The organism is Polaribacter sp. IC066 (genome assembly GCF_007997085.1).
Lineage (GTDB): Bacteria > Bacteroidota > Bacteroidia > Flavobacteriales > Flavobacteriaceae > Polaribacter.
This window is the reverse complement of record NZ_VORR01000019.1, coordinates 12356-32439: the sequence shown is the minus strand read 5'-3', so window position 1 is coordinate 32439 and position 20084 is coordinate 12356. Positions and strand designations below refer to the sequence as shown.

At 31.7% G+C, this 20084-nt stretch carries 20 protein-coding genes; 12 read left to right on the top strand and 8 right to left on the bottom strand.

Annotated features, from left to right (window positions below; genetic code table 11):
- The first annotated feature begins 14 nt into the window (after positions 1–14).
- Complete coding sequence (locus tag ES044_RS08385; RefSeq protein WP_147118978.1) at positions 15–257, top strand: DUF1456 family protein; 243 nt, start codon at positions 15–17, stop codon at positions 255–257.
- 451 nt (positions 258–708) lie between these two features.
- Here the strand turns inward: ES044_RS08385 and ES044_RS08380 are convergent, their stop codons facing one another.
- Together ES044_RS08380 and ES044_RS08375 are read right to left on the bottom strand one after the other, a co-directional pair.
- Positions 709–1077, bottom strand: coding sequence for a DUF3127 domain-containing protein (locus ES044_RS08380; protein ID WP_147118979.1), 369 nt, complete (start codon positions 1075–1077; stop codon positions 709–711).
- 5 nt (positions 1078–1082) lie between these two features.
- Entirely contained in the window at positions 1083–1943 is an 861-nt protein-coding gene (locus ES044_RS08375; protein WP_147118980.1) for a flavin reductase family protein, read from the bottom strand.
- Between the two features lie 125 nt (positions 1944–2068).
- Between ES044_RS08375 and ES044_RS08370 the strand changes: the two genes are divergently transcribed.
- The gene (locus ES044_RS08370) at positions 2069–3220 is read left to right on the top strand and encodes a sensor histidine kinase (RefSeq protein WP_147118981.1); all 1152 of its coding nucleotides are present in this window, start codon (positions 2069–2071) and stop codon (positions 3218–3220) included.
- A 395-nt stretch (positions 3221–3615) separates the two neighbouring features.
- Here the strand turns inward: ES044_RS08370 and ES044_RS08365 are convergent, their stop codons facing one another.
- Genes ES044_RS08365 through greA form a run of 3 tightly spaced genes read right to left on the bottom strand, consistent with a single transcriptional unit; the run spans position 3616 to position 5496 of the window.
- Entirely contained in the window at positions 3616–4527 is a 912-nt protein-coding gene (locus ES044_RS08365) for a DUF5655 domain-containing protein (RefSeq protein ID WP_147118982.1), read from the bottom strand.
- Positions 4528–4574: 47 nt separating this feature from the next.
- The gene (locus tag ES044_RS08360) at positions 4575–4964 is read right to left on the bottom strand and encodes an HIT family protein (protein WP_147118983.1); all 390 of its coding nucleotides are present in this window, start codon (positions 4962–4964) and stop codon (positions 4575–4577) included.
- 58 nt (positions 4965–5022) lie between these two features.
- Entirely contained in the window at positions 5023–5496 is a 474-nt protein-coding gene (gene greA / locus ES044_RS08355) for a transcription elongation factor GreA (RefSeq protein WP_147118984.1), read from the bottom strand.
- A 222-nt stretch (positions 5497–5718) separates the two neighbouring features.
- Here greA and ES044_RS08350 point away from each other — a divergent pair, with 222 nt between their 5' ends.
- From ES044_RS08350 to ES044_RS08330, 5 genes are all read left to right on the top strand, one after another.
- On the top strand, positions 5719–6048 hold the full coding sequence (locus tag ES044_RS08350) for a phosphoribosylaminoimidazole carboxylase (protein WP_223813546.1): 330 nt from the start codon (positions 5719–5721) through the stop codon (positions 6046–6048).
- 52 nt (positions 6049–6100) lie between these two features.
- Positions 6101–7258: a 5-(carboxyamino)imidazole ribonucleotide synthase gene (locus tag ES044_RS08345; protein ID WP_147187010.1), complete on the top strand. Its 1158-nt coding sequence runs from the start codon at positions 6101–6103 to the stop codon at positions 7256–7258.
- A gap of 93 nt (positions 7259–7351) precedes the next feature.
- A complete protein-coding gene (purE, locus tag ES044_RS08340) occupies positions 7352–7831 on the top strand; it encodes a 5-(carboxyamino)imidazole ribonucleotide mutase (protein WP_147118987.1) in 480 nt (159 codons plus the stop codon).
- A 68-nt stretch (positions 7832–7899) separates the two neighbouring features.
- Positions 7900–9915 (top strand): M3 family metallopeptidase, encoded by a 2016-nt coding sequence (locus tag ES044_RS08335; protein WP_147118988.1) that lies wholly within the window; start codon positions 7900–7902, stop codon positions 9913–9915.
- Between the two features lie 150 nt (positions 9916–10065).
- Positions 10066–11286, top strand: a complete 1221-nt coding sequence (locus ES044_RS08330; RefSeq protein ID WP_147118989.1) for a carboxypeptidase-like regulatory domain-containing protein — start codon at positions 10066–10068, stop codon at positions 11284–11286.
- A 44-nt stretch (positions 11287–11330) separates the two neighbouring features.
- Here ES044_RS08330 and ES044_RS08325 read toward each other — a convergent pair whose 3' ends face one another.
- Positions 11331–12566, bottom strand: a complete 1236-nt coding sequence (locus ES044_RS08325) for a glycosyltransferase (protein WP_147118990.1) — start codon at positions 12564–12566, stop codon at positions 11331–11333.
- On the bottom strand, positions 12567–13040 hold the full coding sequence (locus tag ES044_RS08320) for a heme-binding domain-containing protein (RefSeq protein WP_147118991.1): 474 nt from the start codon (positions 13038–13040) through the stop codon (positions 12567–12569). It abuts the gene before it with no gap.
- A gap of 102 nt (positions 13041–13142) precedes the next feature.
- Here ES044_RS08320 and lpdA point away from each other — a divergent pair, with 102 nt between their 5' ends.
- The 5 genes from lpdA (at position 13143) to ES044_RS08295 (ending at position 17704) form a co-directional block, all read left to right on the top strand.
- Positions 13143–14543 carry a dihydrolipoyl dehydrogenase gene (gene lpdA / locus ES044_RS08315; protein WP_147118992.1) on the top strand — a complete coding sequence of 467 codons (1401 nt, stop codon included), beginning with the start codon at positions 13143–13145 and terminating at the stop codon, positions 14541–14543.
- Between the two features lie 108 nt (positions 14544–14651).
- Positions 14652–15953 carry an anthranilate synthase component I family protein gene (locus ES044_RS08310; RefSeq protein WP_147118993.1) on the top strand — a complete coding sequence of 434 codons (1302 nt, stop codon included), beginning with the start codon at positions 14652–14654 and terminating at the stop codon, positions 15951–15953.
- A 69-nt stretch (positions 15954–16022) separates the two neighbouring features.
- Positions 16023–16217 (top strand): hypothetical protein, encoded by a 195-nt coding sequence (locus ES044_RS08305; RefSeq protein WP_147118994.1) that lies wholly within the window; start codon positions 16023–16025, stop codon positions 16215–16217.
- Positions 16218–16521: 304 nt separating this feature from the next.
- Positions 16522–16761, top strand: a complete 240-nt coding sequence (locus ES044_RS08300; protein ID WP_147118995.1) for a hypothetical protein — start codon at positions 16522–16524, stop codon at positions 16759–16761.
- 13 nt (positions 16762–16774) lie between these two features.
- Entirely contained in the window at positions 16775–17704 is a 930-nt protein-coding gene (locus tag ES044_RS08295; protein WP_147118996.1) for a sterol desaturase family protein, read from the top strand.
- 1127 nt (positions 17705–18831) lie between these two features.
- On the opposite strand, the gene ES044_RS08290 is transcribed toward ES044_RS08295, so the two are convergent.
- A complete protein-coding gene (locus ES044_RS08290; protein WP_189663246.1) occupies positions 18832–20028 on the bottom strand; it encodes a multidrug transporter in 1197 nt (398 codons plus the stop codon).
- Positions 20029–20084 lie beyond the last annotated feature (56 nt).

The window sequence follows — 20084 nt, the reverse complement described above, 5'->3', positions numbered from 1 at the left end:
AGTACCTTTGCTTTATGGGATTAACGAATAATGACATTTTTAAAAAATTACGCGTTGCACACAAGTTTCGTGATACCGATATTATTGAAATCTGTGCTTTGGTTGATTTTGAAGTAACTAAAGGCGAATTAGGCGCTATTTTTAGAGCAGAAGAACATCCGAAATATATAGAATGTGGCGACCAGTTTTTACGTAATTTCTTGAATGGCTTGGTAATTCATATGCGAGGACCAATGCCGAAGAAAAAAGAAAAATAATATTTCTTTTTTCTTCTATTAAATTGCTTCGCTTTTAAATGCAAGAACCAAGACAAAATAAAAAAGACTTTTTAGTATTATTTTTGTCTAGTAAAAGACTCAAGATTATTTCGCTTTAGAGCCACGCTAGTAGGCAAGGTAACAAGACTTGACCCTAACTATCTGACAAACATACATAATTTGAAATATAATTATTTACTTTGCCTTCCTGAAATTATTCTCAAAAAGCAAGGTATCATCTAAAAAAATCTTGGCATCACTAATTTTAAAAGGGTTTATCAGGCTAAAAACATTTTTAATCAGACACTACTGTTTTAGTAGGTAAGATTTATGGCTCGTGAATGATTCCTAATAGAAAAATAAGTCATAAAAAAAAGAGTGAAATTTTAAAAAATTGCACTCTTTTTTTTATTATGATTCTTGACTTTAAAAAGTCTTGTCTCATTTTTTTTTAAAATGGTAAATCATCTGGCTCTTCATCAGAAACATTAGATGCTGGCTCAAACTGATCTACTGGTGGTAAGTCTTTTCCTTGTGGCGCTTGAGCTAAACTCTCTATTCTCCAACCTTGAATTGCATTAAAATATTTAGCTTCTCCTTGTGGGTTAATCCATTCTCTACCTCTTAAATTGATCGAAACTTTAACCTCTTGCCCCACTTTATAACTATTCAATAAATCTGTTTTATCTTGTACAAATTCAATCATAATCATTTGCGGATACTGCTCGTCTGTAGTAACAACTAACTCTCTCTTTTGAAATCCGTTAGCACCAAACGTTTGTACTTCTCCAATCAATTTTACTTTACCAATAACTTCCATAATATTTATTTTAATAAAAGTACTTTCCAAGCACTTTCTACATCATTCTTTTTTAAATACTCTTGAGCAAATGTATGTTTTTTTGTAGTTTCTAACCCAATAAATTGCGGATGTTCTTTCCCAAAGTTATCAACAGTTGCCTCCATTGGTAATTGGTCTACGTTGCCTAGCATCCCCAAATTATTACCTGTTAAAATAGTACTATTTCTAATTTCAGAAGCTATCGCATCTACTCCGATTCCTAGCGTAGAAATTGGTTTCGGAATTTCAAAAAAGCCCTCTCTAGCTCTAGAATAGTAACTTCCTCCTGCTCTTGCTACCAAATCAATTTTATGTTGATCTATGCCTCCGTTCTCATCTAAAACGTCATCAGCAATATGAATTTTTACAACTTCACAAACAATTAAATTTCCAGCACCTCCTTCATCACCAGTAAAAATTACATCTTTTACAATACACTCAAATTGTACCGGAGATTCTGCAACTCTAAAAGGTTTTATTTTGTCTGATTTTAGCATCGTAAACCCGGCCTTTTCAAACTCATTAACACCTTCTGGGTATTCTGTAGAACTCAAAGACATTTGCTGCACAATAGCATAATTTACCACATTAATCACTACTTCTTTCGTAGCTAAAGCATTCTCTAAGGTGTGTTTTGTGGTATTATCTCGCACTCTTCTGGCAGGAGAAAAAATCATAGTTGGCGGATTCGAGCCAAATACATTAAAGAAACTGAATGGAGATAAATTAGGATTTCCGTCTGCATCCATAGTACTTGCAAAAGCAATGGGCCTTGGCGCAACAGCCCCTAATAAATAACCGTGTAATTTACCTGTTGATATTTCTTTTGGATCTATAGATAGCATATTCAAAAAAATTTAAGTGAATGTCACTTTATAAGTTCACTAAAAATGACAAATAATTTTATTATTGTAAAGATACTATCTAATCTTGAAATGAGTTATATACAGGAAACCTTATATTTGTTTTGATGAAAAATTTTTCGAAATTGCTTCTTTTTAAGCGAATTACCATTTTTATATCTTTTGTAATTGTAACCTCAATTCTTTGGAACACCTATACTTTCTTTCAGAAATTTAAGCAAGAAGAACGTGTAAAAATGCAAATATTAGCAACTGCCCAAAAAGAAATAGGAAGTGATGAAAACCTAGATGCCAACGTAGATTTATCATTGATGATTATTGAGAATAACAACAGTATCCCTATGATTTTGGTTGATGAAAAAGGTGACATTTTAAATTATCAAAATTTAGATTCTATTAAAGCTTTAAACCCTACATATTTAAAGCAGCAATTACTAGAAATGAAGTCTGGAAACGCACCTATAGAGGTGAGTTATAAGGGTAAAAACAAACAATATATTTATTATAAAGATTCAGATTTATTAAACAAACTCACCTATTATCCGCTAGCCCTAGTCTTAATTTTAGTCCTGTTTTTATCTGTTGTATATTTATTTTACAACTCTACCAAAGCTGCAGAAACTAATAAATTATGGACAGGAATGGCAAAAGAAACAGCGCATCAAATTGGGACTCCCTTATCTTCTTTATTAGGTTGGATCGAAATTTTAAAAATGGAAAAAGTAGATGAAAGCTATATCAAAGAAATAGAAAAAGATGTGACGAGACTGAATGTTATTGCCAATCGTTTTTCTAAAATCGGCTCTAAACCAGCTCTTAAAAAAGAGAATATAGTGGTGCTTACAAAACAAGCTTTTGATTATTTAGAATCTAGAAGTTCTAAACAGATTTCGTTTTCTTTTTCTGCTTCTGATTCCGAAATTTATACAGCTCTCAATACAGAATTATTTGGATGGGTAATAGAAAACCTCATCAAAAATGCAATTGATGCCATGTTAGGAAAAGGAGAGTTAGCGTTGCACATTCAAAGCAATCCATCAAATGTAGAAATCACAATTTCTGATACAGGGAAAGGAATGCCTAAAAAATTATTTAAACAAATATTTAGACCTGGTTTTACGACCAAAAAACGTGGATGGGGATTGGGTTTATCGCTCTCAAAACGTATTATTGCAGACTATCATAACGGAAAAATAGTTGTGAAAAAATCTGAAATTGGCAAAGGAACCACTTTTGAAATTTTATTAGACAGAATCTAATACACGATACGATTTGGCTAAAGTATAACAGAAGGTTTTGTCACTCTGAAAGAATTCTACGTTATGTTTTTTAACAATATATGTTTCGTGAGATGCTTGCAATATAACAAACTAAATCGAGCTTGTTTGTAAAAAATAGTTTAAAGTTTTATGCAAACAGCACCTTTTATCATTCTAAAAAAATATCACGATATACTTTTAGTTTTTGCTTGAGTTCCTTGCTGAAAGACACACTAGAAGCTGTTAGTTTAATAAACGCACTATAACGTTGTTGTACAAGACTAGTTGCTGTGGTTAAGCACTAAGTTTAATAAATAAATCATAGAAAGTCAGCTAGGACTTTCCTAAATAAGCCAAAACCAAAGCAATTAATTTTGTACGATGTTAGCATTTCGTTATTTTTTATTTTTCTTAATTGACTGTTTAATCAAACTCAAAATATATTCTAAATGTTCGTCCGATTTTATTTGTAATTCATAATCTCCATTTCCCCAATGTCCAGTTGAAGAAACATCTCTTGTAATTCCTTTCGGGTCGTCAAGTTCTCCAATTGTCATATTAATCCAAATTTTCAAAGCTTTTCTTTGCGGATGAATATCAACTACATTTCTCCCTGAAACAAAAGCAATATATTTCTTTTTTGGTTTAACTTCTATGTTGTCAAAATTCAGAATTGCATTTTTCATTTTCTCATACAATTCCTTTATTTCTTCGCTTGCGTTTTCCAAATGTTCCTGTTCCGAATAGACTTTAATTTCTTTCGCAACACTGTCTATTGTATGGTCGGTTTTTGAAATAGTTTTTATACTTTCTTGAGCTCCTGGTTTTTGTCTTTGTTCGTAAGAAACAGTATTGTTTTCAAATCTTTTGACTTCCCAAAGTTCAATAGGTAAGTCTTTAAAATTTATTGCCTCACGTTGATAATTAGTAAAAGCTGGTGAAACAAATAAAACTCTTGATTGTGACCAATCCACGTCATTCCGTTTGAGTGTTTTGTCAAGATTTTCATTAAATTCCAAAATAAAGTCTGCTTTATTATTTAGCATTAATGATAAATAAGCATAACCTTGGTCAATTACGCTAAAGTTCTTATCTCTCTTATATTCAATTATTACAAAAGCATTTGCTTCTTTGTCAAACGCAAGCGTGTCAATTCGAAAATTATTTAGGGCAAATTCAGATTTCACAAAGTCAAGTCCGAGAATTGTCTTTAAATTTCTTTCTGTCAAATCTTGAATTTCTTTTTCAAGTCGAAAAGGTTTTTCCTTTATATATTCAAAAGATTTCTCAATTTTAAATAATGCCATTTATTTTCTTGATTTTCATTTTTTTTTAATAAACGCACTATAACTACCTACTCAAATTCACTAGAAATACTTTTTGCCAAAGCAACAAATTCTTCACTAGACACTTTTACTTTATCTGTAAACTGCATATCTACCATCTTATTTGTAGGCACTAAATGCACATGAACATGAGGCACTTCTAAACCAATTACACTCATTCCGATTCTTTTACAAGGAACTGCTTTTTCTAACGCTTTCGCAACGCGATAAGAAAAATCCATTAAGTTTCTATATTCCTCTATTGACAAATCAAAAATCTTATTTTCTTCTTTTTTAGGAACCACCAAAGTGTGTCCTTTTGCGTTTGGGTTGATGTCTAAAAACGCAATAAAATTGTCATCTTCTGCAACTTTGTAACTTGGTATTTCTCCTGTAATTATTTTTGTGAATACACTCATATTTTTTTAGCTTTTGGCAATTTGCTAATGACTAATTGCCAAAAGCCAAATATTTTTTTTACCTAGAAATCTCTATAACTTCAAATTTCATAATTCCGTTTGGCACTTGAATTTCTGCTACATCACCTAATTTCTTACCCAATAAACCTTTACCAATTGGCGAGTTTACAGACAATTTTCCGTTTCTAACATCTGTTTCAGAATCGGCAACTAAAAGATAAGCGAACTCCATTCCGTTTGCCGCATTTTTTATTTTCACTTTAGAGTGAATCAATATTTTTGTGGTGTCTAACTGACTTTCATCTAAAATACGTGCATTAGAAATTACATTTTTTAATTTTGCAATTTTAAACTCTAAATGAGACTGTTCTTCTTTTGCTGCATGGTATTCTGCATTTTCACTTAAATCACCTTTATCTCTTGCATCTGCAATTTCTTGGGTTACCCTTGGTCTTTCATATTGCTCAAGTTGTACCAATTCATCTTTCAATTTCTTTAATCCTGCTTCCGAATAATAAGATATGTCACTCATAGTTTTTTAATTTAAAAAATCCCACTGCCTAAAAAAAATCCCATTGCCTAAATTAGCAATGAGATTGGTTTACAAATGTACAAAATATTTGTAACTTGTCATCGTTTTTATATAAAACGCAACGCTTATATGTTTAAAAAAATAATGCTTTTAGTTTGTTTCTGTTTCTTTATAAACTGTTCAGACACAACCAATTTAACCAATTGTATTCGGTCTGTTAACTTGAGTTTTAATACAGATTTAAACAATCCTTCGTTGATAAATGCACAAACTCCGGGTGGTTTTGCAGAACTTCCTGGCGGAATTAAAGGAATTTTACTTTTTAATAAAAACGGCTTTGACAATGGTTTTGTAGCTTTCGATAGATTATGTCCGCAAAATAAATGTGTAACTCCAATGACCTTTAAAAACAGACTTTTAAAATGTGTTTGTCATGAAAGTACATATAGTGTAGATTTTGGTGGTGCACCACAAACGGATGGTTTTGAATGCCCCGCAATTGAATATAGAGTTACAAAAAACGGAAGTTCGATTCGAATCAGTAATTTTTAGTAGCTTTCTGTCCTTTAGATGATTATTTTTGCTAAACACAAAACTTTACAACGTGATAAACTATTTCTCTTCAGATTTTAAATTAGGTATTTTAGGTGGCGGTCAATTAGGCAGAATGCTATTGGCAGAAACTCAAAAATTAGACATTCATACTTCAATTTTAGACAACAATAAAAATGCCCCTTGTGCAAAAATTTGCAATACTTTTGTTGTAGGAGATTTATTAGATTTTGATGCCGTTTATAACTTTGGTAAAACCGTAAATCTGTTAACCATAGAAATTGAAAATGTAAATTTAGATGCGCTAGATAAACTAGAAGAAGAGGGATTAAGCATTTATCCGAAACCTAAAAATTTACGCATTATTCAAAGTAAAGCCAAACAGAAAAATTTTTATATAGACAATCAAATACCCACGGCAGCATTTTCTCATTATGCGTATTTAGAAGAATTAAAACATTCTTATGAAAATGACATCATCAGTTTTCCTTTTGTATGGAAAGCCGCACGTTTTGGTTATGATGGCACTGGCGTAAAAATTGTTAGAAACAATAAAGATTTAGAAAACTTGCCAAATGTAGAGTGTATTACAGAAAAACTAATTCCTTTTAAGAATGAATTGGCTGTAATTGTGGCAAGAAATAAAGCGGGCGAAACCAAAACATATCCTGTTGTAGAAATGGAATTTCATCCAGAAGAAAATCAAGTAGAGTATGTAATTTGCCCAGCAAGAATCGATTTTAAAGTTGCTGAAAAAGCAAGAGAATTGGCTTTAAAAGTAGTCAGTAAATTAGACTTTATTGGTTTGCTAGCCGTAGAAATGTTTCAAACAGAAGACGATAAAATTTTAGTAAATGAAGTTGCACCAAGACCTCATAATTCTGGTCATTATTCTATAGAAGCCAGTTACACCAATCAGTTTGAGCAACATTTACGCTCTATTTTAAATCTTCCTTTAGGAAATACTAACAGTAAAGTTGCCGGAATTATGGTAAATTTAGTAGGTGAAGAAGGGTTTTCTGGTGATGTGGTCTATCAAAATATAGAAGAAATTTTAAAGATTGATGGTGTTACTCCGCATATTTACGGAAAAAAAGAAACCCGCCCTTTCAGAAAAATGGGTCATGTTACCATTATAAATGCTGATATTGATAAAGCCAGAGAAATTGCGCAAAAAGTGAAGGAAACGATTAGAGTGATCTCAAAGTAAGTAGTCTTAAAAACAAAATTTAAATTATTTGACTGATTTTGATTTCGTTGATAAAAACAAAATAAATAGAAAAAAATTAGCATAATAAAGAGTATGATAGGAATAATAATGGGAAGCGATTCAGATCTTCCAATAATGCAAGAGGCAATCGATATTTTAGAAAGTTTTGATATTCAGATAGAAGTTGATATTGTTTCTGCTCACAGAACACCAGACAAGTTAGTTGAGTATTCTAAAAACGCGCATTTACGAGGTATAAAAGTAATTATTGCGGGTGCTGGTGGCGCTGCACACTTGCCGGGAATGGTGGCAAGTATGAGTCCTTTACCTGTAATTGGCGTTCCTGTAAAAAGCAAGAATTCTATTGACGGCTGGGATTCTGTTTTATCTATTTTACAAATGCCAGGTGGCGTTCCTGTTGCCACCGTTGCTCTAGATGGTGCCAAAAATGCAGGTATTTTAGCTGCACAAATTATCGGAACATCAGACAAGTGTGTTTTAGATAAAATAATTGCGTACAAAGAAGGCTTAAAACTAAAAGTTGAGCAAGCCTCTAAACGTGTAAGAAAATAAATCAATAAATTTAATGACAACAAAACCACGCAGGTTTTTAAAACCTATGAGGTTTAAACATACACAAAATGAATCCACTTTTACAAGATTTTAATACAGCGCCGTTTTCTCAAATAAAAACGGAACATTATATACCCGCAATTAAAAAAGGAATTGAAATTGCAAAGTCCGAAATTGATGCAATCGTTAATAATGCAGATGCACCAACTTTTGAAAATACAACGGTTGCTTTAGATTTTTCTGGCGAACAGTTAAACAGAATTAATGGTGTTTTTTTTAATTTAAATTCCGCAGAAACTTCGGATGAAATTCAGAAAATTGCCCAAGAAGTATCGCCTTGGTTAAGCGAATTTAGAAATGACATTACCCTAAATGAAGCACTTTTTAAAAGAGTAAAATCTGTTTTTGATCACAAAGAAACTTTAGATTTAACCTCTGAGCAACACATGTTAGTAGAAAAACAATACAAGGGTTTTGCTAGAAATGGTGCCAATTTAAAAGATGCTGATAAAAATAAACTTCGTGAAATTGATGCAAAACTTTCTAAATTATCATTACAATTCGGAGAAAATGTTTTAGCAGAAACCCACGCCTTTGAAATGCATTTAACAGATGAAAAGGAAGTTTCTGGATTGCCAGAATCTGTAAAAGAAGCGGCAGCAGAAGTTGCAAAATCCAAAGAAAAAGAAGGCTATATTTTTACATTAGACTACCCAAGTTACATTCCGTTTTTAACCTATGCAGATGACAGAGAGTTGCGTAAAAAAATGGCAATTGCAGCTGGTAAAAAAGCTTTTCAAAACAACGAATTTAATAATGAAAAAGTAGTTTTAGAAATTGTAAATTTACGCCATCAAAGAGCAAATTTATTAGACTATAAAACCCACGCACATTTTGTTTTAGAAGAAAGAATGGCAGAAACGCCAGAAAAAGTAATTGAGTTTTCTAACAATTTATTAGAAAAAGCGAAACCTGCTGCCGAACGTGAATTTAAGGATTTAGAAAATTACGCTAAAAAATTAGACGGAATTGATCAGCTTCAAAAATGGGATGGCGCTTATTATTCAGAAAAGTTAAAAAAAGAAATCTTCGATTTAGACCAAGAAATCTTAAAACCATATTTTAAATTAGAGAACGTAATTAATGGTGTTTTTGAAATTGCAAATCGTTTATATGATTTAAAATTTGAAGAAGTTTCTACGATTGACAAATATCATCCAGATGTTAAAACTTATAATGTAACCGATACAAAAGGGAATTTTGTTGCTGTTTTCTACGCTGATTATCATCCGAGGAAAGGAAAAAGAAATGGTGCTTGGATGACCTCTTATAAATCGCAACAAATTAAAAACGGCATCAATGAAAGACCTCATATTTCTATCGTTTGTAATTTCACGAAACCAACTGCAACAAAACCATCTTTATTAACCTTTAATGAAGTAACAACCTTGTTTCATGAGTTTGGGCATGCGTTGCATGGAATGTTAGCAAACACAACATACAACAGTTTATCAGGCACATCTGTTTCTTGGGATTTTGTAGAGTTACCAAGTCAGGTTTTAGAGAATTGGTGTTACGAAAAAGAAGCTTTAGAGCTGTTTGCAAAACATTATGAAACGGGTGAAGTTATACCTATGAAATTTGTAGAAAAAATTAAAGAATCTGCAAGTTTCCATGAAGGCATGCAAACATTACGTCAATTAAGTTTTGGCTTATTAGATATGAGTTGGCACTCACAAAATCCGTCAGAAATAAAATCTTTAAAAGACTTTGAAAACGCTGCTTTTGCAGATACAAAATTATATCCTGATGTTGCAGAAAATTGTATGAGTACCGCTTTTTCTCATATTTTTCAAGGAGGATATTCTGCTGGATATTATTCGTATAAATGGGCAGAAGTTTTAGATGCAGATGCTTTTGAATACTTTGTAGAAAAAGGAATTTTTAATAAAGAAGTAGCAACAAAATTTAAAGACACTATTTTATCTAAAGGTGGAACTGAAAAGCCGATGGAATTGTATAAACGTTTTAGAGGACAAGAACCAAAACCAGATGCTTTATTAAAAAGAGCAGGTTTGGTTTAGTATTGCTTTTTTAGTGGCAGTTTGCAGTATTTATCTGACTACAAACAGTTCCTAAAAACCGAGACTGAATGCTGATATTTCTTTAATTAGCTAAACACTAATTAACATTAAATTTTATAAAATCGATTTTTCTTTGATTATTTTTATCAAATGAAAAATCGATTTTTGTTCGTCTGCCTTTTTGTAACCTCCATTTGTTTAGCACAAATTACCATAAAAGGGAAAGTTTATCAAGTAAACGAACCTTTAGAAGGTGTTGCTGTATATTTAAACAACACCATGTTGGGCGCGACAACAAATACCGATGGTGAATTTTCTATTCCTGTAAAAGAAGGGCAATATGATTTGATCATTTCTTATTTAGGTTTTAAGAAAATTAATTATGCATTAAACACAACAGAATACAACAAACCTTTAATTTTTAATTTAGAGGAAACCTATGATCTTTTGGATGAAATTACCATTAAAAAAGTAATTTACGATGAGGACTGGCAGTACAATTTAACTGCTTTTAAACAAGATTTTATTGGTATTACCGAATTATCTGAAAAATGTATACTTCTTAATCCGCATGTTTTATATTTTGATTTTAATACCAATAAAAATATTTTAACAGCGTATGCAAAGAAACCTTTACAACTAAAGCACAAAGGGTTAGGGTATTTAATCACCTATGAATTAGAGAGTTTTGTCAGAAATAAAAACACAGTTACCTATTTAGGCTACTCTCGTTATCAAGAATTAAAAGGGGGTAAACGAAAACAGAAAAAATGGAAAAAGAATCGATTAAAAGCGTTTAATGGCTCTGTAATTCATTTTTACAAAGCCGTATTAAACAACTCGTTTACAGAAGATGGCTTTATTGTAAATCAATTTAAAAGAGTTCTGAACCCAGAAAGACCAACCGATACTGTGATCAAGAAAGCTAAAGAACTAGTACGTTTAAGTAGCACGAAAATTAATTTTTATACGGATATTAAAAGACCGAAGAGTGCATTAGACAGCGCAATGGTTGTGTTAAAAAAAATTCAATTGCCTAAATTTATCGATTATTTATATAAATCTAAATTGAGTAAAGACGATATTATTACTTTTAAAAATGAGGCTTTTTACCTCTCTTTTAAAGATAACTTAAGCATTGTGTATACTAAAGAAAAAGAAGAACTGCGCTATATTACAAGAAATGCTTTTAGCAAAAAAAGAGAACCACTGCCGCAAACGTCCTCGTTAATCCCTTTAGAAAAAAATATATTTTTAGACAGAAATGGTATTTTAATAAATCCTTTAGCTACTTTTTATGAAGGCTATTGGTCTTATGAAAAATTTGGGAATTCTTTGCCGTTAGATTACATTACGGATTCTAACTTTTAGTAAATCTGTTTGTAATATAGCATCGATTATGTCATCAAAACTGCCTACTTATTTTTAGCCTCAATCCATTTACTCATATATTTTGTAGCTTGTAGTGTTTGATGTTGTATTAAATTTCCTAAAAAATTATGCGTTCTATGTTGCTCTAAATTTTGTTGTATTTCTTGTATTTTTTTGATAAAAAACGGACTAATTTTATCTTTATCATAGATTTCATTTATAATCTCTATTCCTGTTTCTTGTGCATTTTGCCACACATTTTTCTTTGTGTAAAGTTCTGTAGCGATGCATGCAAAATCAGAAAAATCATCTTCAATAAAACCATTCCAAGGCAAGTTACCACACATCCCTTCTGCCCCAATTGAGCTGGTTACGCTTGGCGTTCCGCAAATCATCGCTTCTGTTAACTTTCCTTTTATACCCGCACCAAAACGCAAAGGCGCTAAAACCACTTTAGCATTTGTTACAACCTCTTTAGAATTCTCTGCAAAACCTTTAATTAAAAAGCCTTCTTTTTTGTCCTGTAATTGTTGAATTTGAGGAGTTATGTACGCACCGTAAATGTGAATTTCTGCTTTAGGCAGCAACTTTCTTACAGTTCTCCAAACTTCTTTTTTTAAAGTAATGACGGCATCAACATTAGGTTTATGAAAGAAATTACCTATAAATATAAAATGATTTCTTTCTTCAAAAGACTTCCATTTTGTAATTTGACTTGCATCAATCTTATCCAACAGAAAAGGCAAATAATAAAGAATGTGTTCATCAATCTTAAAAACCGATTTTAATACATCCATTTCATACGTAGAAATAATTAAAGACAAATCACATCTTAAAATAGCGGCAATCTCTCTTTTTGCATTCTCAGAATTTAACAAGGCTTCGTTGGTACAATCTTCTCCTTTTTTTAATTGTTGATGTCTTACTTTTCTTAAAAAATGTAAATCTTCGGTATCTAAAATTCGGATAGCATTTGGACAACTTTCTGCAACGCGCCAACCAAATTGCTCTTCTGTCATAAAACGATCAAAAACAACTATTGTTGGGCTTAAATTCTTAATAAAATCATCAAACGAAGACGAGTTTAATTGAATAGAAACCTCCTCAACTCCTAAAGAAGTTAAATTTACTGCCTTTTCTGATTTTTGAGAAGCCGACGCAAAAGTAACCGTCCAATTTCGTTTTAAAAAAACCTCAATTAACTGCAACATTCTACTGCCAGCAGCAGACGAATTCGGTTCTACCCAAACGGTTCCAATAATTAAAACAGATTGGCTCAATTATTTTGCACCCATTTGAGCTCTATAATCTTCTTGCACAATTTTACCCCAATTAACAACAGCATCAATCTGTTCTTGCGTTAAACTTGCTTCAGCGTGCGTCCAAGTATACGAATTTAAAGGCATTTCTTTTTCGCCCACTTCTTCGTGCAACTCATCCATTTTATGCTCTTTCTTTTTTAAAGAATAATTGTTCCAATCAGAAAAATTTAAGTGTTTTTTTCCGTCTTTCACATGGCTATCTAACCAATAATTTACGGGTGTCATAGAATTATACCAAGGATAATTGGTTTTAGAAGAATGACAATCGAAACACGTAGTATTCAAAATTTTTAAAACATCTTGTGGCGGATTCGTTTCTGCAATAAATGCATTTACGGTATCTCGTTCTCCATCATTTTTTTCAGGACTAAAAAATTGTGCAACTACCAGTGCTATTATTAAAACGATTCCTATTTTTTTAAGAATTTTCATGAAACAAATTTAAAGATCTATAAGAATGTAAAACTAATGATTTCTACCAATATTCTATAAAAATATGCTTATTTTTGTTTGATTTTCATTTAAAAACATCTCATGAAATACGATATTATTGTAATTGGTTCTGGTCCTGGAGGGTATATTGCTGCTATCAGAGCATCACAATTAGGAAAAAAAGTAGCGCTTATAGAAAAATATGCAACTTTAGGTGGCACTTGTTTAAATGTTGGATGTATTCCATCAAAAGCATTATTAGATTCTTCTCATCATTTCTATGATGCTGTTCATCATTTTGAAGAGCACGGAATTTCCGTTGAAAAACCAACAGTCGATTTTACAAAAATGGTAGCAAGAAAAGCGAATGTTGTAGAAACTACTACCGGTGGAATCAAGTTTTTAATGGACAAAAATAATATTGATGTTTTTGAAGGTATAGGCTCTTTTGAAGACGCTACACACGTTAAAATAACCAAAAATGACGACTCTTCAGAAATAATTGAAGGGAAAGACATTATCATTGCAACGGGTTCAAAACCAGCAAATTTACCTTTTATCACCATTGATAAAGATAGAATTATTACCTCTACAGAAGCGTTAAAACTAAAAGAAATTCCGAAACATTTAATCGTAATTGGTGGTGGTGTGATTGGTTTAGAATTAGGTTCTATATATGTGCGTTTGGGTGCAAAAGTTACTGTTATTGAATATATGGACAAAATTGTTCCTGGAATGGATGCTGATGTTTCTAAAGAATTACAAAAAGTATTTAAGAAACAAGGAATTAAATTTGCAACGAGTCATAAAGTAAATTCTGTTAAAAGAGATGGCGAAACTATTGTTGTAAAAGCAACGGATAAAAAAGATAGAGAAATAGAGTTTTCTGGTGATTATTGCTTGGTTTCGGTAGGAAGAAAAGCATATACAGCAGGTTTAGGTTTAGACAAAGTTGGTTTAGAAGTAAACGAACGCGGACAAGTTTCTGTAAACGATCATTTACAAACCAATGTTAGCAATATTTATGCTATTGGTGATGTCGTAAAAGGAGCTATGTTAGCGCACAAAGCGGAAGAAGAGGGTGTTGTGGTTGCCGAATATTTAGCCGGTGAAAAACCACATATCAATTATAATTTAATTCCTAATATTGTATATACTTGGCCAGAAGCGGCTTCTGTTGGTAAAACTGAAGCCGAATTAAAAGAAGCTAAAATTGAATTTAAAGCAGGTAAATTTCTAATGCGTGCTTTGGGTAGATCTAGAGCAAGTGGAGATATTGATGGTTTTGTAAAAGTTTTGGCTGATAAAAATACAGACGAAATTTTAGGCGTTCACATGGTGGGTGCACGTGTTGCAGATTTAATTATGGAAGCTGCTGTAGCGATGGAATTTAGAGCATCTGCAGAAGATTTGGCAAGAATTTGTCATGGACACCCAACCTATTCTGAAGCTGTAAAAGAAGCTGCAAAAGCTGCTTGGGACGGGAAACCGTTAAATGCATAAACAAATTTATAGAATTACAGACCTCACAGATTACATACTGAATCACCTTCAGCATACATCTGTGAGGTCTTTTTTATTTTAAAAATTTTCAAATATTTTTACACCAGTATGCAAAGAACCATAAGAAGTTTTTCTGTGGATGATATTTCAGAATTCAAAAAACGATTATTGCCTTGGGCGCAACAATTTGAAACTGTTTTGTGGTTAGATTCTAATACCTATAAACAACAATATAGTAGTTTTGATTGTGCTTTGGCGGTCGAAGAATTTACGGCTATAAAGACAGATTATTTAAATGCTTTTGAGAAGTTAAAAGAATATCAAACCATTACAAAAGATTATATTTTTGGATATATTTCTTATGATGTAAAAAATGATGTAGAACAACTTTCTTCTAAAAATTTTGATGGATTAGATTTTGCTGATGTCCACTTTTTTCAGCCGCAAAAATTATTTTTCATCAAAGGAAATACCATTGAATTTCAGTATTTAAAAATGGTCGATAATGAAATTGAAGATGATTTTGAAGCCATTAAAAAACATGAAGATTCCAACCCTCAAGAATTAGCAAATGACATTAAAATAAAACTACGAATTCATAAAGACGAATATTACGCAAAAGTAAACACCGTTTTAGAACATATTAAAAGAGGTGATATTTATGAAGCCAATTTTTGTCAAGAATTTTACGCAGAAAATAGTACTATAGATCCGCTAAAAGTTTACCACCATTTAAACGAAATTTCTACACCTCCCTTTGCTACTTTTTTAAAGATAGAGCATCAATATGTATTATCTGCTTCCCCAGAAAGATATATTAAAAAAGTAGGAAACAAAATTATTTCTCAACCCATAAAAGGCACTGCAAAACGTTTACGGAGTAAAATTGATGATGATAAAATTGCCTCTGATTTATCGAGAGATATTAAAGAGCTTTCAGAAAACGTAATGATTGTAGATTTGGTAAGAAACGATTTATCTAAAACTGCAAAAATAGGTTCTGTAAAAGTTGAAGAACTTTGTAAAGTATATACTTTTAAACAAGTGCATCAAATGATTTCTACAGTGGTTTCTGAAATTAACGAAACTACACACCCTATAGACGTTTTACAAAGCACTTTCCCTATGGGAAGCATGACTGGTGCTCCTAAAGTTTCTGCCATGAAAATTATAGAACATTTAGAAGAAACAAAGCGTGGTTTGTATTCTGGCACAGTAGGCTATTTTACTCCTGAAGGAGATTTTGATTTTAATGTAATCATTAGAAGCATCTTATATAATGAAGAAAAAAAGTACATATCGTATTCGGTTGGAAGTGCTATTACCGCAAAATCGAATCCTGAAAATGAATATGAAGAATGTTTGTTAAAGGCAAAAGCAATGAAATATGTCTTATTAAACTCTAAATAACTTTACAATTACTTAATTTTATTTCGCGTGCCGTCCTATAATTATTGCCTAGATTGTAAGAAAAACAAGATGAGTAGTAAATTATCAGAAAAAGAGTACAAAAAGCTAGTTATTGAAATTGCCGTGCATATTAGCCCTGTAATAATTGATAAAAAACTAGACAGTATTACTGCCGCAGATCAGATTGCAGTATTTGCGAAAGATATTGCAAACGCCGTAAATTTAGTTTTAGAAAATCAAATTAAAAAAGATTACATAAATTAATTATCATTAGTGTGCGGTTACAAATATTGTTAGTTTGATAAACTCTGTTAAAATAAGGGATTCCACGAATTTTTTAAATGATACCTTGCTTTTTTGAAGATAATTTCAGCAAGATAAAATTGATAATTATATTTCAAATTATGTTTGTTTGTCAGATAGTTAGGATCAAGTCTTGGTTCCCTTCAAAGCAATCTTGCCTCTTTTACCAGACAGGAATGATGAATTATACTACTTTTTACTAATTAATCAAAATAAGCCCTGTATCACAGTTGATTTTCTTTTTTTTTCTTTTTATATTTACAAAATGCTTTTAGACCAAGAAGAAAAATTCCAACTTATCTTTGAGAAACTCCAAGAAAAACAGACTGAACAGAGCATGTTCAATAAGTTTTTAGCGATGTATCCTGAAGAATGGAAGCAATTAAAAATTACGTTTTCTAAATTTAATAGGAGTAAACAATTCGGAAAAACGATTCCTTTACCAAAGCCAGAGCAATCTTTAAGAAAACAGATTAGAGCTTGGTTGAAAAAAAATAATCAATAAAAACTAGTAAACAATGGATTTCACAAACCCTTTAATATATGGTGTTCCCTGTTTTTTGGGACTCATTTTATTAGAACTAACCTACAGCAAAACACACGATAAAAAAGATCTTTATAACTGGAAAGACTTGACATCGAGTTTAACAATGGGCATTGGTTCTGCCATTCTTGCGCCTTTAATTAAAACAATTTCGGCAATTATTATTTTTAATTATGTGTACGAATTTTTTAATCCTTTATTAGAGGGGATTCGTACTAATATTATGGGATGGGAATCTTTTGGATATGCTTGGTATGTTTGGATTATTTGTCAAATATTAGATGATTTTAGTTATTATTGGTTTCATAGACAGAATCATATGGTGCGTTTTCTTTGGGCGGCACACATTGTTCATCACTCGTCAGATAATTTTAATTTAGGCACCGCCGTCCGTAACGGTTGGTTTACTATTTTATACAAACCTTTTTTTTACATGTGGCTGCCAGCTATTGGTTTTCCGCCAGAAATGGTTGTGGTTTGTTTAGGTATAGAGGCTTTATGGCAATTTCAATTGCACTCTGTTTACATACCAAAACTTAAATTTGTTGATAAGATCTTTAACACCCATACCATGCATCAAGTACATCACGCAAAAAATGTGGAATACATGGACAAAAATCATGGTGGTTTTTTAAATATTTTTGATAGAGTATTCGGAACTTGGAAAGAGTTAGACGAGAATATTGATATAGAATATGGAGTTACAAAAGCACCAAACTCTTACAATCCTTGGACAATTTTAACCCACGAATATAAAGATATTTGGAACGACACAAAAAAGTCTAAAAACTTGTATCACAAAGCAATGTATGTTTTTGGACCTCCAGGATGGAGCCATGATGGAAGTTCTGTAAGCGTAAAAACGATGCAAAAAATTATTTTACAAGAAAAGCAAAGCTCTTAAACAAATAGCTTAACTAGATTTAATAGAACATTTTATTTAATCGCTTTATAAAGGGTTTGTAAAGGGTTTGTAAACAGTACATACTATTGCTAAACTTAATCAAACACCTCTCTAACAAAATAATAGCATGTTAATATAACGCTCTAACTTTTAAATACAGAATCTTACATTTAAAAAAGCACTTAATCTTAAGTGCTTTTTTTGCGCTACTATTAGTACATTCTCGTTGTTTTCGGGCGCAATTATGAAGTAATTTCTCTAATGTCTTTATAGTGCTTTAACCTTAAGTTAGTTGGTAAACTTTAATCTACAAAAAATAAACCTCGCTTTTAAAAATATAATACTCATTGCATCCATCCTTACTTTTTTAGGATGTAGTTCACTCCATAATTTATTTGTGAAAGATATTGACGCTTTGCAGGATAACTTTGGGACTGCAAATAAATTTGAAAAAGATCAGGAAAATAATTCATGGAAAAGCCTTGCGTATTATGTTTTAGAAAATAACTATTTTCAAAATAACAACAATAGTAAGAACAAAAGACTATGTAAAGTTAGGAGTCAAAAAAAAAATCAACAGGAGCCCGTAAATGAAGCATTTTTATACCGAAATCTACCTTGTATAAACAAATTAATATTGGGTCTTTTTTCATCACAATCAACAAAAAGAATATGAATTTAAATTTGTGATTGGTTTAGGGAATAAAGAATACCTATAAAAAATCAACCTAAAAAAATGAAGTATTTATGTTTTATTTTCAATGTTTTCAGCATCGAACTCCAATCATTTTTCTGCAAAAATGACTGAATATTTTGATTTTAAAATGAAATTGACAGCTGTAAATGGTTTCTATTTGGTAAAATGGACCCCCAATAATAATTTGGTAAAAACCTTACAAACAGATCTAAAATGCACGATTAACTTTAGAGTCCATAACAGTTTAGAAAACTTACATTTTTTGAATGACGTACAAAAAACAAAAAAATAGGTGCTATTTGAGACTTTAAGTTATGAAAGTACTCGTTAGTAATATTATTTTTTGAAGCAAAAAAAGAGTGTCTAAAATTTAATTTTAGACACTCTTTTACTACTTAAATATTCTTGTTACTAATTCTTTAGACTAGCATTACTGTCTTGTCCAACCTGCACCCCAAGTTGCATAATCTGTTCCCATTAAAGTGGTATCTTCTGTATAGAAATCTGCATCTGTAAAAGTGAAATCTGTGTCGTTTTGTAATTTTTTTGTTACATCCGCAAAAATTACAGAATTTACTTTTAATGTACCATCTAACACTCCTTGACCCGTTGGGCTGTTTCCTGTATTACCATCTAAATCAAAAGCTTCTGCAAAACCTTCAATCCAAACATTTGTAAAAACACCTTGAGTTCCTTCTCTTAAACGAACAGCTTCATTCGCTGTACCGCTTCCTAAACCAATGATTGTTAAATTAGTTACGGTTGGGCTAGACCAAAATATTGGGCTAGAATTGTTACCAATATCAGAATTATAACCATCTGCTTCAATACCTTTATCGTGTTCTACACCGTGCTTTACATATGCATCTGTTATATTACCCGTGTAACCTTCTGTCCAGTCTATAGAGTCATCTTCTGCATTTACAATAGATAAATAACGCACATTTACAGTACCTCCAAAAAACTCGATACCATCATCTTTACCTTCAAACATTTGAATGTACTCTAAAACAGTTGTATTCCCAACTCCATAAAGAGAAAAACCATTATTTTCTGACTGCCCATCTGCTTTTCCTCCAGAATATTCTACTCTTACATACCGTAACATTCCAGAATTATCATCTGCAAGTAAACCTCCATAAGGTAAATTTGCAATTTCTGAAGTTGCTGTTGCATTACCTGAAACCGAATTTACTGGCGCTTTACCTAACATAATTAATCCGCCCCAATCTCCTGCATTTGGAGTAGATGCAGCAGATGTAAAAATAATTGGTTGAGATGAAGTACCTTCTGCATTAATTTTTGCTCCTTGAGCAATCGCTAAATAAACATCTGCACCAGTTGCAGCAGCTTTAATTGTCATCCCAGCAGGAATCGTTAAAGTTGTTCCATCTTCGAAAATAGTAGGCCCTGTAATGGTATACGTATTTGCTATATCTAGCGTTAAGCTTTCTGTGTAGTTCCCTGATAATGAAATAGCTTCGCCCGTAGTTCCTGAATTACCCGTTCCGTTATTATTGTTTACAACGCTATTATCATTAATTATGATGTCAGCAGTTCCGTCTTCGCCACATGAAGTGAAAAGTGCAGCAGCAATTGTCATTGCAAATAAAAATTTATTTCTCATTGTTTTAAAGTTTAATTTGTTCATTTTTAGTTTCTAATTCTAGTTATTTATACTAT

Bases quoted from the DNA above. Each gene is read 5' to 3' on its own strand.
- ES044_RS08295 (WP_147118996.1), top strand. From the start codon at position 16,775: ATGGATTTCACAAACCCTTTAATATATGGTGTTCCCTGTTTTTTGGGA.
- ES044_RS08360 (WP_147118983.1), bottom strand. From the start codon at position 4,964: ATGAGTGTATTCACAAAAATAATTACAGGAGAAATACCAAGTTACAAA.
- ES044_RS08375 (WP_147118980.1), bottom strand. From the start codon at position 1,943: ATGCTATCTATAGATCCAAAAGAAATATCAACAGGTAAATTACACGGT.
- ES044_RS08330 (WP_147118989.1), top strand. From the start codon at position 10,066: ATGAAAAATCGATTTTTGTTCGTCTGCCTTTTTGTAACCTCCATTTGT.
- purE (WP_147118987.1), top strand. From the start codon at position 7,352: ATGATAGGAATAATAATGGGAAGCGATTCAGATCTTCCAATAATGCAA.
- ES044_RS08300 (WP_147118995.1), top strand. From the start codon at position 16,522: ATGCTTTTAGACCAAGAAGAAAAATTCCAACTTATCTTTGAGAAACTC.
- greA (WP_147118984.1), bottom strand. From the start codon at position 5,496: ATGAGTGACATATCTTATTATTCGGAAGCAGGATTAAAGAAATTGAAA.
- ES044_RS08380 (WP_147118979.1), bottom strand. From the start codon at position 1,077: ATGGAAGTTATTGGTAAAGTAAAATTGATTGGAGAAGTACAAACGTTT.
- ES044_RS08310 (WP_147118993.1), top strand. From the start codon at position 14,652: ATGCAAAGAACCATAAGAAGTTTTTCTGTGGATGATATTTCAGAATTC.
- ES044_RS08370 (WP_147118981.1), top strand. From the start codon at position 2,069: ATGAAAAATTTTTCGAAATTGCTTCTTTTTAAGCGAATTACCATTTTT.
- ES044_RS08365 (WP_147118982.1), bottom strand. From the start codon at position 4,527: ATGGCATTATTTAAAATTGAGAAATCTTTTGAATATATAAAGGAAAAA.
- ES044_RS08335 (WP_147118988.1), top strand. From the start codon at position 7,900: ATGAATCCACTTTTACAAGATTTTAATACAGCGCCGTTTTCTCAAATA.
- ES044_RS08290 (WP_189663246.1), bottom strand. From the start codon at position 20,028: ATGAGAAATAAATTTTTATTTGCAATGACAATTGCTGCTGCACTTTTC.
- lpdA (WP_147118992.1), top strand. From the start codon at position 13,143: ATGAAATACGATATTATTGTAATTGGTTCTGGTCCTGGAGGGTATATT.
- ES044_RS08385 (WP_147118978.1), top strand. From the start codon at position 15: ATGGGATTAACGAATAATGACATTTTTAAAAAATTACGCGTTGCACAC.
- ES044_RS08320 (WP_147118991.1), bottom strand. From the start codon at position 13,040: ATGAAAATTCTTAAAAAAATAGGAATCGTTTTAATAATAGCACTGGTA.
- ES044_RS08305 (WP_147118994.1), top strand. From the start codon at position 16,023: ATGAGTAGTAAATTATCAGAAAAAGAGTACAAAAAGCTAGTTATTGAA.